Source organism: Bradyrhizobium sp. CER78, assembly GCF_029846235.1.
Classification (GTDB): Bacteria; Pseudomonadota; Alphaproteobacteria; order Rhizobiales; family Xanthobacteraceae; genus Bradyrhizobium.
The window spans coordinates 1-14,186 of sequence record NZ_JARVWP010000012.1 but is presented as its reverse complement, the minus strand read 5'-3'; the positions used below and the strand labels follow the sequence as shown (position 1 = coordinate 14,186).

15 protein-coding genes are annotated in these 14,186 nt (G+C 65.4%); 11 read left to right on the top strand and 4 right to left on the bottom strand.

The genetic code is table 11. From position 1 onward, the window contains the following. Positions 1 to 46 precede the first annotated feature (46 nt). Positions 47 to 361 carry a quaternary ammonium compound efflux SMR transporter SugE gene (sugE, locus tag QDT69_RS24300; protein ID WP_050419043.1) on the bottom strand — a complete coding sequence of 105 codons (315 nt, stop codon included), beginning with the start codon at positions 359 to 361 and terminating at the stop codon, positions 47 to 49. A gap of 153 nt (positions 362 to 514) precedes the next feature. On the opposite strand from sugE, the gene QDT69_RS24295 reads away from it, so the two are divergent. The 9 genes from QDT69_RS24295 to QDT69_RS24255 all read left to right on the top strand — a co-directional run bounded on the left by QDT69_RS24295 (position 515) and on the right by QDT69_RS24255 (position 10,594). Continuing rightward, the gene (locus tag QDT69_RS24295; protein WP_279709004.1) at positions 515 to 2,134 is read left to right on the top strand and encodes a peptide chain release factor 3; all 1,620 of its coding nucleotides are present in this window, start codon (positions 515 to 517) and stop codon (positions 2,132 to 2,134) included. Positions 2,135 to 2,355: 221 nt separating this feature from the next. Continuing rightward, on the top strand, positions 2,356 to 2,967 hold the full coding sequence (locus QDT69_RS24290; protein WP_279709187.1) for a hypothetical protein: 612 nt from the start codon (positions 2,356 to 2,358) through the stop codon (positions 2,965 to 2,967). Positions 2,968 to 3,159: 192 nt separating this feature from the next. Beyond that, positions 3,160 to 3,744: an NnrU family protein gene (locus QDT69_RS24285; protein ID WP_279709003.1), complete on the top strand. Its 585-nt coding sequence runs from the start codon at positions 3,160 to 3,162 to the stop codon at positions 3,742 to 3,744. Between the two features lie 2 nt (positions 3,745 to 3,746). Beyond that, entirely contained in the window at positions 3,747 to 4,568 is an 822-nt protein-coding gene (panB, locus tag QDT69_RS24280; protein WP_279709002.1) for a 3-methyl-2-oxobutanoate hydroxymethyltransferase, read from the top strand. A 10-nt stretch (positions 4,569 to 4,578) separates the two neighbouring features. Further along, positions 4,579 to 6,177: a class I adenylate-forming enzyme family protein gene (locus QDT69_RS24275; RefSeq protein ID WP_279709001.1), complete on the top strand. Its 1,599-nt coding sequence runs from the start codon at positions 4,579 to 4,581 to the stop codon at positions 6,175 to 6,177. A gap of 341 nt (positions 6,178 to 6,518) precedes the next feature. After that, positions 6,519 to 7,175 carry a tetratricopeptide repeat protein gene (locus QDT69_RS24270; RefSeq protein WP_279709000.1) on the top strand — a complete coding sequence of 219 codons (657 nt, stop codon included), beginning with the start codon at positions 6,519 to 6,521 and terminating at the stop codon, positions 7,173 to 7,175. A gap of 37 nt (positions 7,176 to 7,212) precedes the next feature. Further along, the gene (locus tag QDT69_RS24265) at positions 7,213 to 7,767 is read left to right on the top strand and encodes a hypothetical protein (RefSeq protein ID WP_279708999.1); all 555 of its coding nucleotides are present in this window, start codon (positions 7,213 to 7,215) and stop codon (positions 7,765 to 7,767) included. 153 nt (positions 7,768 to 7,920) lie between these two features. After that, positions 7,921 to 9,303, top strand: coding sequence for a ribosome biogenesis GTPase Der (der, locus tag QDT69_RS24260; protein WP_279708998.1), 1,383 nt, complete (start codon positions 7,921 to 7,923; stop codon positions 9,301 to 9,303). 40 nt (positions 9,304 to 9,343) lie between these two features. Further along, positions 9,344 to 10,594: a TCR/Tet family MFS transporter gene (locus tag QDT69_RS24255; protein WP_279708997.1), complete on the top strand. Its 1,251-nt coding sequence runs from the start codon at positions 9,344 to 9,346 to the stop codon at positions 10,592 to 10,594. Between the two features lie 95 nt (positions 10,595 to 10,689). On the opposite strand, the gene QDT69_RS24250 is transcribed toward QDT69_RS24255, so the two are convergent. Continuing rightward, a complete protein-coding gene (locus tag QDT69_RS24250) occupies positions 10,690 to 10,968 on the bottom strand; it encodes a nuclear transport factor 2 family protein (protein ID WP_279709186.1) in 279 nt (92 codons plus the stop codon). A 12-nt stretch (positions 10,969 to 10,980) separates the two neighbouring features. On the opposite strand from QDT69_RS24250, the gene QDT69_RS24245 reads away from it, so the two are divergent. Further along, on the top strand, positions 10,981 to 11,184 hold the full coding sequence (locus QDT69_RS24245; RefSeq protein ID WP_279709201.1) for a hypothetical protein: 204 nt from the start codon (positions 10,981 to 10,983) through the stop codon (positions 11,182 to 11,184). A gap of 295 nt (positions 11,185 to 11,479) precedes the next feature. Here the strand turns inward: QDT69_RS24245 and QDT69_RS24240 are convergent, their stop codons facing one another. Both QDT69_RS24240 and QDT69_RS24235 read right to left on the bottom strand, forming a co-directional pair. Next, on the bottom strand, positions 11,480 to 12,706 hold the full coding sequence (locus QDT69_RS24240; protein ID WP_279708996.1) for an ABC transporter substrate-binding protein: 1,227 nt from the start codon (positions 12,704 to 12,706) through the stop codon (positions 11,480 to 11,482). A gap of 150 nt (positions 12,707 to 12,856) precedes the next feature. Next, complete coding sequence (locus QDT69_RS24235; protein ID WP_279708995.1) at positions 12,857 to 13,993, bottom strand: hypothetical protein; 1,137 nt, start codon at positions 13,991 to 13,993, stop codon at positions 12,857 to 12,859. Here QDT69_RS24235 and QDT69_RS24230 point away from each other — a divergent pair. Further along, positions 13,977 to 14,186 (top strand): hypothetical protein (locus QDT69_RS24230; protein WP_279708994.1); only part of this gene is annotated, 210 nt, incomplete at its 3' end. The genes QDT69_RS24235 and QDT69_RS24230 overlap by 17 nt on opposite strands.

The following is a 14,186-nucleotide window of genomic DNA, read 5'->3' as shown; positions in this document are numbered from 1 at the left end:
AAGTGGAAGCCGGTTCGCGCTAAGAAAACGCGTGTAAAAAAAGATCTTACCCGACGAGCTTCAGCCCGACGATGCCGGACACGATCAGCCCGATGCTGGCAAGCCGCATCGCGGTCGCGGGTTCGCCGAGCAGGATGATACCGAGCGCTGCGGTGCCGACCGCACCGATCCCGGTCCAGACCGCGTAGGCGGTTCCAATCGGCAGCGTCTTCAGCGCAAGGCCGAGCAGGATGATGCTGCCGGCCATCGCGGCGAGCGTCAGCACCGACGGCACCAGCCGCGAGAAGCCCTCGGTGTATTTCAGCCCGATCGCCCAGCCGATCTCGAGCAGGCCTGCGGTGAACAGAATGGCCCAAGCCATAACGAACCCTCCAGATAAGGCAGGGTCGTCCCCGCGGGTGGTATGATGAGAAGAAGGTCGTCCCTCGTGTCCCTATATGGGGGTGGTGCGGTCACGCCGCATTGCGACAAAACGCCCTTGATTGCGCCCGTTTTCCCTGCCAAATGCCCCGCCATGTCCGACATCTCAGTTTCAGCCGAATCCCCGTCCCGTTCGCCGCTTTCCGAGGAAGTGGCGCGCCGGCGCACGTTTGCGATCATCTCGCACCCGGACGCCGGCAAGACCACGCTGACGGAAAAGCTGCTGCTGTTCGGCGGCGCCATCAACCTCGCGGGCCAGGTCAAGGCCAAGGGCGAGCGGCGCAACACGCGCTCGGACTGGATGAAGATCGAGCGCGAGCGCGGCATCTCGGTCGTGACCTCGGTGATGACCTTCGAGTTCAACGAGCTCGTGTTCAACCTGCTGGACACGCCGGGCCATGAGGACTTTTCGGAAGACACCTATCGCACGCTGACCGCGGTCGACTCCGCCGTCATGGTGATCGACGCCGCGAAAGGCATCGAGGCCCGCACCCGAAAACTGTTCGAGGTGTGCCGCCTGCGCGACATCCCGATCATCACCTTCATCAACAAGATGGACCGTGAGAGCCGCGACACGTTCGAGCTGCTGGACGAGATCGAGAAGACGCTGGCGCTCGACACCACGCCGATGACCTGGCCGGTCGGCCGCGGCCGCGACTTCCTCGGCACCTATGACGTCGTCAACGGCGGCGTGCGGCTGCTCGAGGGCGGCGGCGCCAAGACCGGCGCCACCGAGCAGATCGACATCGCCGATCTCGGCAAGCGCAACCCCAATCTCGACGTCGCCGAGGTCAAGGACGAGCTCGCGCTGGCCTCGGAAGCCTGCAAGCCGTTCGAGCTTGCGGCGTTCCGCGAGGGCCATCTGACGCCGGTCTATTTCGGCAGCGCGCTGCGCAATTTCGGCGTCGGCGACTTGCTCGAAGGTCTCGGCAAGTTCGCACCGGCGCCGCGCGCGCAGGATTCCGATCTGCGCAAGGTCGAGGCGGCCGAGCCGCGCATGAGCGCGTTCGTGTTCAAGATCCAGGCCAACATGGATCCCAACCACCGCGACCGCATCGCCTTCGCCCGGCTGTGCTCGGGCAAGCTCAGCCGCGGCATGAAGGCCAAGCTGGTCCGCACCGGCAAGAACATGAGCCTGTCGAGCCCGCAATTCTTCTTCGCGCAGGACCGCTCGGTGGCGGATGAGGCCTTCGCCGGCGACGTCGTCGGCATTCCCAATCACGGTACGCTCAGGATCGGCGACACCCTGACCGAGGGCGAGGATCTGACCTTCGTCGGCGTGCCGAGCTTTGCGCCGGAAATCGTCCGCCGCGTTCGCCTGACCGATGCGATGAAGGCCAAGAAGCTGAAGGAAGCCTTGCAGCAGATGTCGGAGGAGGGCGTCGTGCAGGTGTTCCGCCCGCGCGACGGCGCGCCGGCGCTGGTCGGCGTGGTCGGCCCGCTGCAGCTCGACGTGCTGAAGGCGCGGCTCGATGCGGAATACTCGCTGCCGGTCGAGTTCGAAGTCTCCGAGTTCTCGCTGGCGCGCTGGATTTCGTCCGACGACCGCAAGGCGCTCGACGCTTTCATCTCCGCCAACAACTCCGGCATTGCCGACGACGTCGACGGCGATCCGGTGTTCATGGCCAAGAACGAGTTCTATCTCGGCTACACCCGCGAGCGCGCCGAGGGCATCACCTTCTCCAACGTCAAGGACGTGAAGAAGAAGGCGTAGTTGCCACATACTCGGTGTCGTCCCCCGGCTCGACCGGGGGACCCAGTACGCCGCGGCTTCTCCGTGACTCACAACCGTCTCTGGAATACTGGATCGCCCGGTCGAGCCGGGCGATGACGGCGAGGTTGTGGCGAGAAAAGCGCGAGGACGTGAACCGGCCCCGCTTGCTCCGCTCCGGCCGCGGTACCATTTTCCCCGGAGCGCATCCCGGGTCCAATCGCATGCTCCGACGCGTCCTCATCTGTCTCGCTTTTTCCGTGCTGGCCATCGGCCTTGCCGGCAGCGCCTTTGCGCGGCAGCGGCACCAGACGAACCCGGTGCCGTTCGCGCACACGCCATGCAGCGTGCTCGACAACGGGCCTTGCATTCCATCCTATTGCAGCATGCTCAATCACGGGCCGTGCCTGCCCGAGATCGATTATCCGTACGGCGAAAATCTCCAGCTCACGATCCTGACCGTGCCGCCGCAAGACCAGGCCGAGAAGTACCGCAAACCGGATCATGATCTCGATACCATCGGCGATTTGTTCGCGGCGCTGCGTTCCTGCTGGGCGCCGCCGCCGCCCGATGACGCGCGCAAGGGCATGCAGATGTCGGTGCGCTTCAGCTTCAAGCGGACAGGCGAGATGATCGGCGCGCCGCGCCTGACATTTTCGACGCGGGGCATCCCGGCGGACACCCGCACCACCTACCTCAACGCGATCAATGCCTCGCTCGATGCCTGCCTGCCGCTCAAATTCACCGGCGGGCTCGGTGGCGCGCTGGCCGGCCGCCCGATCATGATCCGCTATGTCGACAACCGCGAATTGGCCAAGCCGGCTGGTAATCCGTGATGGCACGTCATTCCGGGGCGCGCTGAAAGCGCGAACCCGGAATCCCGAGATTGGTTTGCACGCTCACCATCTCGAGATTCCGGGTCCTACGGGCCATCCCGGAATGACGGGATGTACGCAGGGCGTGACGCATTGCCACCCGCCCGGCGAAGATGTTACGCGAAGGCACTAACCAATCAGGGGAGGAACATCGTGGGACTGCTCGTCATGATCCTGGGTCTCGTGCTGTTCCTCGGCATCCATGTGCTGAGCAGCCTGCGCGAGCTACGCGGCAGCATCGTCAATGCGATGGGCGAGGGGGCCTACAAGGGCGTCTATTCGCTGGTGTCGTTCGCGGGCCTCGCGCTGATCATCTGGGGCTTCGGCCACTACCGCGGGACCGGCTGGATCGACGTCTGGACGCCGCCGACCGCGCTCAAGCACATCGCGGTGGCGCTGATGCTGCCCGCCGTCATCCTCGTCGTCGCCTCCTATATCCGCGGCCGCATCTACACCACGCTGAAGCATCCGATGCTGGCGGGCGTAAAACTGTGGGCATTCGCGCATCTGCTCGCCAATGGCGATCTCGGCTCGATCATCCTGTTCGGCTCGTTTCTCGGTTGGGCGGTCTATGACCGCATCTCGCTGAAGCGCCGCAGCGATGCCGGCGCGCCGCCGATCCCGGTCGGCGGCCCGACCAACGACCTGATCGCGATCGCGGTCGGTGTCATCGTCTATCTGGCGCTTGCGTTTGCGTTCCACCCGGTCGTGATCGGCGTGCCTGTCATGGGAGCCTGACTATGTCTGTTCAATCCGCCATCAAGCGCAAGACCGCGCCGGATCTCCGCGCCCGCAAGAACGGCGAGCCGATCGTGATGCTGACGTCGTATCACGCGCACACCGCCGCGCTGGTCGACCGTCACTGCGACGCCATCCTGGTCGGCGATTCCCTCGGCAACGTGATGCACGGCTTCGAGACCACGGTGCCGGTCACGCTCGACATGATGATCCTGCAGGGCCGTGCGGTCATGCGCGGCTCGCAAGCTGCCCTTGTCGTGGTCGACATGCCGTTCGGCTCCTATGAAGGCTCGAAGGAGCAGGCGTTCCACTCCGCGGTGCGGATCATGAAGGAAACGCTGTGCGGCGCGGTCAAGCTCGAGGGCGGCGCGCGGATGGCGGAGACGGTGGCGTTCCTGTCGGAGCGCGGCATTCCCGTCATGGGCCATATCGGCCTGACGCCGCAGTCGATCAACACGCTGGGCTCGTTCCGCGCGCAGGGCCGCGAGGAAGAGAACTGGGCGCCGATCGAGAACGACGCCAAGACGATCGCGGAAGCGGGCGCCTTCTCGATCGTGGTCGAGGCCGTCGCCGAGCCGCTGGCGCGCAAGATCACGCAATCGATCGCCGTGCCCACCATCGGCATCGGCGCGAGCGCGGCCTGCGACGGCCAGGTCCTGGTGCTGGAGGACATGCTCGGCCTGTCGCCGCGCGCGCCGAAATTCGTCCGCCGCTACGGCAATCTCGGCCCTGCGATCGAGGAAGCGATCGCAGGCTATGCGCGCGACGTGAAAAGCCGCGCCTTCCCGGGGCCCGAGCATGTCTACGGAATGAAGAAGAGCTGACGAGGCACGCATGGACTGGTCGCAACACGCACTGCCGCCGATGCGGCTCGAGCCCAGGTTCGGCGACCGCGTTGTGCCGGCATTCGCCGAGCGGCCGGCCAGCCTATGGGCGATGATCGCGGACGCGGTCGCAGAGAACGGTGACGGCGAGGCGCTGGTCTGCGGCGCGACGCGCCTCTCCTGGCGCGAGGTCGCCGAGCAGTCCGCTAAGGTCACGGCGGGCTTTTCAAAACTCGGCCTTGTGCCCGGCGACCGTGTCGCGATCCTGCTCGGCAACCGCACCGAATTCGTGCTGACGATGTTCGCCGCTGCCCATGCCGGGCTGGTGACCGTGCTGCTCTCGACGCGCCAGCAGAGGCCCGAAATCGCCTATGTGCTCAACGACTGCGGCGCCAAGTGTCTGGTCCATGAGGCGATGCTTGCCGACCGCATCCCCGACGCCGCCGATATTCCCAGCCTCACGCATCGCATTGCGGTCAGCGACGACAGCGCGTCGCAATTCGCCGCATTGCGCGACAACGCTCCCGCCCAGGCGCCGGCGGAGGTGAGGGAAGAGGACACCGCGATGATCCTCTACACCTCGGGCACCACGGGCCGGCCGAAGGGCGCGATGCTCGCCCATTGCAACATCATCCACTCCTCGATGGTGTTCGCCTCCTGCCTCAAGCTGACGAAAGCCGATCGCTCGATCGCCGCGGTGCCGCTCGCGCATGTCACCGGCGCGGTCGCCAACGTCACCACCATGGCGCGCTGCGCCGGTGCGCTGATCATCATGCCGGAGTTCAAGGCGGCGGAGTATCTGAAGGTCGCGGCGCGCGAGCGCGTCAGCTACACGGTGATGGTGCCGGCGATGTACAATCTCTGCCTGATGCAGCCGGATTTCGACAGCTACGATCTGTCGAACTGGCGCATCGGCGGCTTCGGCGGCGCGCCGATGCCGGTCGCAACCATCGAAAAGCTCGACGCCAAGATTCCCGGACTGAAGCTCGCCAACTGCTACGGCGCCACCGAAACCACATCGCCCTCGACCCTGATGCCGGGCGAACTCACGGCCGCCCATATCGACAGCGTCGGCCTGCCGTGCCCCGGCGCCGAGATCGTCGTGATGGGCGCCGACGGCCGCGAGGTGCCGCGCGGCGAGATCGGCGAACTCTGGATCCGCAGCGCCTCCGTCATCAAGGGCTACTGGAATAATCCGACGGCGACCGCGGAGAGCTTCACCGCGGGGTTCTGGCATTCCGGCGATCTCGGTTCGATCGATGCCGACAATTTCGTTCGCGTGTTCGATCGCCAGAAGGACATGATCAACCGCGGCGGGCTGAAGATCTATTCCGCCGAGGTCGAGTCCGTGCTGGCGGGCCATCCGGCCGTGATCGAGAGCGCGATCATCGCAAAACCGTGCCCGGTGCTCGGCGAGCGCGTGCACGCCGTGATCGTGACCCGCGCCGAGGTCAATGCGGAAAGCCTGCGCGCCTGGTGCGCCGAGCAGCTGTCGGACTACAAGGTGCCGGAGACGATGGCGCTGACATCAGACCCGCTGCCGCGCAACGCCAATGGCAAGGTGATCAAGCGGCAGCTCAGGGAGAGCCTGACTGCGGCAGGAGCGTGAACCGGGCCAACGTACGTCCGCTTGCTCGGTTTACCTCTCCCGCTTGCGGGGGAGGTCGCATCGCATCGGAGATGCGATGCGGGTGGGGGCTCTCTCCCCACGGGGGCTCTCTCATCGATCCGACTCGTGGAGATACCCCCACCCCGACCCTCCCCCGCAAGCGGGAGAGGGAGCCCTGCCGCTGTCGCGTGCCGCGCAAACCTCCACCGTTAACGCTTTGATCCGCCTCGCTTTGCCTTGCCTCCGCCACACCGTTAGGGTAACGCCGCCGCGATGTGGGGATCGGGTAGGGGCCAGGCTCCACCGAGATTCGCGGTCCCGAGGGGATGGGATAGCTTTAAGTGTCTGAATTATTTGACGAAGTAGACGAGGAAGTCCGTCGCGATCAGCTCAGGAAGCTGTGGGACAAGTACTCGATCTTTATCATCGCGCTGGCGGTCCTGGTGGTCGCCGGCGTCGGTGGCTGGCGCGGCTACCAATATCTCGAGGCCAAGAAGGCCGCCGAGGCGGGTGCGGCGTTCGACCGCGCCGTCGAGCTGTCGGACCAGAAAAAGCATGCCGAGGCCGAGGCCGCCTTTGCCGATCTGATCACCAAGGCGCCGTCCGGTTACCGCAATCTGGCTCGGCTGCGCATGGCTGCCGAGGTCGCAATCCGCGATCAGCCGGCCGCTGCGAAGCTCTATGACGAGATCGCAGCCGACCGCAGCGTCAATGGTCCCGACCAGGACCTGGCACGGATCCGCGCCGCGCAGATCGTGATGGACACCACGACCTATCCGAACATGCAGCAACGGCTCGAAGCGATGGCGACGTCGAAGGATTCGACGTTCCGCCATTCCGCGCGCGAGTTGCTGGCGCTGTCGGCCTGGCACGCCAACGATGCCACCGCCGCACGCAAGTGGCTCGACGAGATTGCCAATGACGGCGAGACGCCGCCGAGCTTGCGCTCGCGCGCCGAAGCGCTGCAGGCACTGTTGCCGCCGGTCGCGAAAAGCTGATTTGGCGCGAAACCCGAGTTTGAGTGAGAGATCGACCATGCGCCGCTCGCAACGCCTGATCGCAGCCGCTGTTCTCGTCGCGCTTTGCAGCGTGCTGGCGGGCTGCGGCGGTGGCGGCATGGCCAATTTCGACCCGAGCGACCTGCTCGACTTCCTCGATACCAAGAAGAAGCTGGCTGGCGACCGCAAGCCGGTCTTCCCCGAAGGCGTGCCCGGGCTCGAGCAGGGCGTGCCGAAGGAATTGTACAAGGGCTCGCAGCAGGAGCAGCTCGACCAGCAGAATGCCGCAGCGGCGGCCGGCCAGCCGGCTCCGCCACCCGAGCCGCCGAAGGGCGCCAAGAAGCACGGCAAGCGCGCCGCGCCATCAGCGGATCAGGCGGCTGCTCCCGACGCCGCAACCGAGGAGGGCGCACCCGCCGCGCTGCCGCCCGAGCCGAAGCCGAAGAAGATCGCCCGCCGCCGCACCACCGCGCCGCCGGCCGACGACCAGCAGGCGCAGCCTGCGGCACCGGCCCAGCAGCAGACTCAGACCACGCAACAATCCGGCGGCGCGTTCCCCGCACCGCTACCGAGCGGCGGCTTTAGCCGGTAAAGCATGATCCGGAAAAGTCCGAAGCGGTTTTCCGAAAAGATCATGCTAAAACAAGAATCTAGAGCGCGATGACGGTTCAACCTAATCTCGTCGCGCGTTAGGCTCCTGCTTCAATTCATTGACGCGCGTCGTGCCGCGGCGCCTGGATCATCCATGTCTTTTACCATCGCCATTATCGGCCGGCCCAATGTCGGAAAGTCGACGCTGTTCAACCGCCTGGTCGGCCAGAAGCTCGCGCTGGTCGACGACGAGCCCGGCGTCACGCGCGACCGCCGCGAGGGGCAGGCCAAGCTCTACGACCTCGACTTCACCATCATCGACACCGCGGGGCTCGACGAGGGCGCCAAGGGCTCGCTGACGGCGCGGATGCAGGAGCAGACTGAAACCGCGATCGAGCTCGCCGACGCCTTGATGTTCGTGATCGACGCCCGCGTCGGCCTGACGCCGACCGACCGCGCCTTCGCCGACTTCGCCCGCAAGGCCAACAAGCCGGTGGTGCTGGTCGCCAACAAGGCCGAGGGCAAGCATGGCGAGATCGGCGCGATGGAGTCCTATGCGCTCGGTCTCGGCGATCCCGTGCAGATCTCGGCCGAGCATGGCGAAGGCATGGGCGACCTCCACGAGGCGCTGAGCGCGCTGGTGCCCGAGACAGCAGAGGATGACGACGAGGTCGAGGATGACGAGGACATCTCGGAGGAGGAGGCTGCCCAGCGCCCGATCCGCGTTGCCATCGTTGGCCGGCCCAATGCCGGCAAGTCGACGCTGATCAATCATCTGCTCGGCGAGGAGCGGCTGCTGACTAGCCCCGAGGCCGGCACCACGCGCGATTCCATCGCGGTCGAGATCACCTGGCAGGACCGCCAGTTCCGGGTGTTCGACACCGCCGGCCTCCGCCGCCGCTCGCGGATCGAGGAGAAGCTGGAAAAGCTCTCGGTCGCCGACGCGCTGCGCGCGGTGCGCTTCGCCGAAGTCGTCGTGATGATGATGGACGCGCAGAACAAGTTCGAGGAGCAGGATCTGCGCATCGCCGACCTGGTCGAGCGCGAGGGCCGCGCCATCGTGCTCGCGGTCAACAAATGGGACCTCGTCGAGCGCAAGCCCAACCAGATCTCGCAGCTGCGCACCGATGCCGATCATTGGCTGCCGCAGGTCAAGGGCGCGCCGATCGTCGCGGTCTCCGGGCTGATGGGCGAGGGCATCGATCGCCTGATGACGGCGATCCAGGAGGCCTATGCGGTCTGGAACCGGCGCTTGCCGACCTCGGCGCTCAATCGCTGGTTCGAGCAGGCGATCCAGGCCAACCCGCCGCCGGCCGTCTCCGGCCGTAGGCTGAAGCTGAACTACATCACGCAGGTGAAGGCGCGCCCGCCGAGCTTCGTGCTGTTCTGCTCGCGTGCGGATGCGATCCCGCGATCCTATCTGCGCTACCTCATCAACTCGCTGCGCGAGACCTTCGATCTGCCGGGCACACCGATCCGGATCACGCTGCGCGAGAAAGCCAATCCGTTTGCTCACAAGCGCAAACGGCCGTCGTGAGCGGGCATAGCGTTTTCGAGCGAAGTGGATCCCGGTTCGCGTGAAAAAAACGCGTCAAAATGAGAATCCTGACACCGCCGCGCCATCGGCACGCAGCGGCGCGGTGGTCTTCATCTTCATCACGCTGTTGCTCGACATGCTGGCGCTCGGGATCATCATCCCGATCCTGCCCAAGCTGATCGAAGGCTTCGTCAACAACGACACCGCCAATGCGGCGCGCATCTTTGGCGTGTTCGGCTCGATCTGGGCCTTGATGCAGTTCGTCTGCTCGCCGATCCTTGGCGCGCTGTCCGATCGCTTCGGCCGCCGGCCGGTGGTGCTGCTGTCGAATTTCGGCCTCGCCGCCGACTATGTGCTGATGGCGCTGGCGCCGAACCTGATCTGGCTGTTCATCGGGCGGGCGATCTCGGGCATCACCTCGTCGAGCATCTCGACCGTGTTCGCCTATATCGCCGACGTCACCGCACCGGAGCAGCGCGCCGCGATGTTCGGCAAGATCGGCGTCGCGTTCGGCGCGGGCTTCATCATGGGGCCGGCGCTCGGCGGCCTGCTCGGCGAGATCGACCCACGACTGCCGTTCTGGGCGGCGGCGGGGTTGAGCTTCGTCAACGGCCTCTATGGCCTGTTCGTCCTGCCGGAATCGTTGCCGGTGGAGCGGCGCGCGCCGTTCAAATGGAAGAGCGCCAATCCGATCGGCGCGCTGCGTTTCCTGCTTTCGAACCGGACGCTGGCCGGGCTGTCGCTGGCGACGTTCTTCGGCCAGCTCGCGCATGTCGTGCTGCCGTCGGTGTTCGTGCTCTACGCCACCTATCGCTACGGCTGGGACACCGGCACGGTCGGCGCGACGCTGGCGCTGGTCGGGCTCTGCGGCATGATCGTGCAGGGCGCGGCGATCGGCCCGATCGTCAAGCTGCTCGGCGAGCGCAACGCGCTGTTCCTCGGTCTCGTCTGCGGCGCCCTGGGCTTCGTGATCTTCGGCGCGGCACCCACAGGCCAGCTTTTCTGGATCGGCATTCCCGTGATGGCGTTATGGGGCATTTCCGGCGCGGCGACGCAGGCATTGACGACGCAGCTCGTCGCCGCCGACCAGCAAGGCCAGTTGCAGGGCGCGACCTCGAGCGTGCAGAGCATGTCGGAATTGATCGGCCCGTTCCTGTTCACGCTGACATTTGCGTATTTCATCGGCGACAACGCGCCGCTGAAAATGCCCGGCGCGCCGTTCTATCTGGCGGGCGCACTCTTGTTGCTTGCGCTCGCGATCGCGGCGCGCGCGACGGTGCAGAAAGCGTAGCTTCGTAGGGTGGGTTAGCCGAAGGCGTAACCCACCATTGTCTCCGCGGTGAGAGAGTCGGTGGGTTACGGCTTCGCCTAACCCACCCTACAATTCTAATCCGTCGCCGGCACCGAATGGTGCTCGTGCGTGATGCGCCAGTCGCCGTCGACCTTGCGCAGTCCGATCGTCAGCCGGAACTGGAACGTGGCATCGGGCGGGCCGCAACGCATCACCATCACCGCAAAGGCCACGTCATCGCCGGCCGTGATCGCGATCTCCTCGATATTGAACGCGTGAGAGGGACGGTAGCACGTGTAGAACAGGTTCCACGTTTTCCGGTACTCATCCAATCCGCGCGACTGCAATGGCGGCGGAACGTCGAACATCACGATGTCCTGATCGTGATGGGCGAGAATGCCCGGATAGTTCTGTCGGCGGACGGCGTTGCCGAACGCGACCGGCTGTTCGAGCGGTTGCTCGACGACAGCAAGTGGACGACGCTGGAGCAGGGCGCTGCAACGGCCGCAAAGCCGTCCAGGGCGACGGCGGCGCGCGCAGCATCGGCGTCGCGGGCAACAAAGTCGGCATCGGCCCGCAAGCGCAGCTGAAGCTCCTGCGCTGTCCGTAAGTACAACGCCGTCCAAGCGGAATATGATCGCTTGGCGGCGTTGGATCGGCACCGGGCCCCTGAAATCCCCCGGCGGCTGCTGCCGTACCACAAGAGATATCGCGGGTTTGTGACAACGCCCGGCCGCCGGCAAGGAAGTCGGCGGCGAAGTGATGGGTAAGACGAGTCATTCCGGGGCGCGCAAAGCGCGAACCCGGAATCTCGAGATTCCCCGATGCGCAATTGCGCATCTGAGGTCCGGTGCTGCGCACCATCCCGGAATGACTGCTACGCAGTCACTTCTTCACCAGCGGACAATCGCTGGCCTCGAGCGGCTTGGCGGCGTCTTCCGGCGAGATGGTGGCGATCAGCTTGTAATAGTCCCACGGATACTTGGACTCTTCCGGCTTCTTCACCTCGAACAGATAGGCCGGGATGATGCGGCGGCCGTCGATCCGCAACGGACCCTTGCCGAACAGCGGATCGTCGGTTGGGATCTCCTTCATCTTGGCGACGACCTTGGCGCCGTCATGCGGATTGCCGCCCATCGCGTCCAGCGCCTTCAAATAATGCAGCACGCCGGCATAGACGCCGGCGACCGTCATCGAGGGCATCGAGCCCTTCGGCGAGACCTTCTGGAAGCGCTTCGACCAGGCGCGGGTCTGGTCGTTCATGTCCCAGTAGAACGACTCGGTGAAGGTGAGGCCCTGGGCGATCTTCAGGCCCAGTGCGTGCACGTCGTTGACGAACAAGAGCAGCGCCGCGAGCTTCTGTCCGCCCGCGGTGATGCCGAATTCGGAGGCCTGCTTGATCGCGTTGGTGGTGTCGCCGCCGGCATTGGCGAGGCCGATGATCTTGGCCTTGGAGGCCTGTGCCTGCAGCAGGAACGAGGAGAAGTCCGCGGTGTCGAGCGGGTGCTTGACGCCGCCGAGCACCTTGCCGCCGTTGGCGGTGACGACCGCCGCGGTATCGCGCTCCAGCGCATGGCCGAAGGCATAGTCGGCGGTGAGGAAGAACCAGCTGTCGCCGCCGGCCTTGGTCAGCGCCTTGCCGGTGCCGTTGGCGAGCATGTAGGTGTCGAAGGTGTAGGAGATCGTGTTGGCGTTGCAGGCCTTGCCGGTGAGGTCGGCGGTCGCCGCGCCCGAGTTGAGCACGATCGAGTTCTTCTCTTTGGCGAGGTTGCTCACCGCCAGCGCAACGCCGGAGTTCGGCGTGTCGGTGATGATGTCGACCTTCTCGTTGTCGATCCAGTTGCGCGCGATGTTGACGCCGACGTCGGGCTTGTTCTGGTGATCGCCGCTGACCACCTCGATCTTCCAGCCCTTGGCGCGCAGGCCGGAATCTTCCACCGCCATGTTGGCGGCGGCGACCGAGTTCGGGCCGCCGATGTCGGCATAGAGGCCCGACATGTCGTTCAGCACACCGATCTTGACGTTCTTGTCCTGCGCAAGGGCAGGGGTTGCAAGGCCGAGTGCAGCGCAAGCAAGAAGCACGGCATGGCGCCGTGCGAGCGTCGTCGTCATCAGACATTCCCTCCACTGTGATTTATCCGGGCGGCCCTCTTGTGGGGCCTTGTGCCGATCGTTCGGGTTCCCGCTTACCCTGTCCGGGTGGAAGCGGCAATCCGCATAAAGCCGGATGAACTGCGCCGAAGCGTCATCCCGCCGTCATCTCTACTTCAGCGCGTCCGAGGTCAGCTTGAACTTCTGGATCCGCTTGCCCTCGACCTCGCCGGTATAGACATTGCCCTTCTGGTCGACCGCCATGACATGCAGCAGCGCGAACTGTCCGGCATTGCGGCCGCTATGGCCGAAGGTGCCGACCACGCTGCCGTCGTCGCGCTTGATCACGCGGATCTCGTTGTTGGCGCCGTCGGCGTTGAGCAGATAGGTCTGCTTCGGATCGGGCCACAGCGCGAGATCGAACACCGCGCCGTCGCCGCGGGTGTTCTTCTCGTAGAACCATTCCCTGACGAAGGTGCCGTTCTTCTGGAACACCTGGATGCGGTCCTGGCTGCGGTCGCAGACATAGACCAGCCCGTCATTGGCGATCTTGATGCAATGCACGGGGTTGCCGAACTGCTCCTGCACCGCAGCGCTCGGATCATAGGGTGGCTGCTTGTCGTCGGTGGGCAGCTTGCCATAGCCGCCCCAGTGCCGCTTGTAGGCGAGCGTGGTGGCGTCGAACACGATGACGCGGCGGTTGCCGTAGCCGTCGGCGATGTAGAGCTCGTTGGCATCCTTGTCGATCGCCATCTCGGCGGGGCGGCCGAGCTGGGTGATGTCGTTGCTGTCGGTGCGGGCTGCGATCTTGCCGATCTGGCCGAGATATTTGCCGTCGAGTGAGAACTTCAGGATTTCGCTGTCGTCATCGGCATTGCCGCCGATCCAGACGAAGCCGCGCTCGTCGACCTCGATGCCATGCTCGCGGCCGACCCATTGATAGCCGTCGCCGGGGCCGCCCCAGGCGCGCAGCAGATTGCCGTCGACATCGAATTCGAGCACCGGCGGCGCCGCCACGCAGCATTTCGCACGCGGCGGGGTGAGGCTCGCCGCCTTCTCGCCGTCGGTCAGCGAGCGCGGGCGGTGGACCACCCAGATATGCCCCTGCCAGTCGACGGTGATGCCGCCGACCTGGCCGAGGATCCAGTTGTTGGGCAGCTGCTTCGGCCAGGACGGATCGACCGCGAATGTCGGGACGTCACCGGCTTGGGCCGGCGCGGGCTGAGTGAGAAAGGCAGATGATGCGATGCCGGCGGTGAGAAACAATCCAGTGAGAATGGAGCGCGCGCGATTGAACGTCGGCGTCATGATGCCTCCCGAGATTTTTCTTGGCGGTCGTCCCGCTGGGGAGGGCAGTCAATCGCGGGGCGCGGGCGAAGTCAATTGCATGGGGACGGCAAGCCGACACGTCGCAAGCGGTGTCATCGCCCGGCTCGACCGGGCGATCCAGTACGCCGCGGCCTATCGGCCCAAGTACGGACGTCTATGGATTAATGGATCA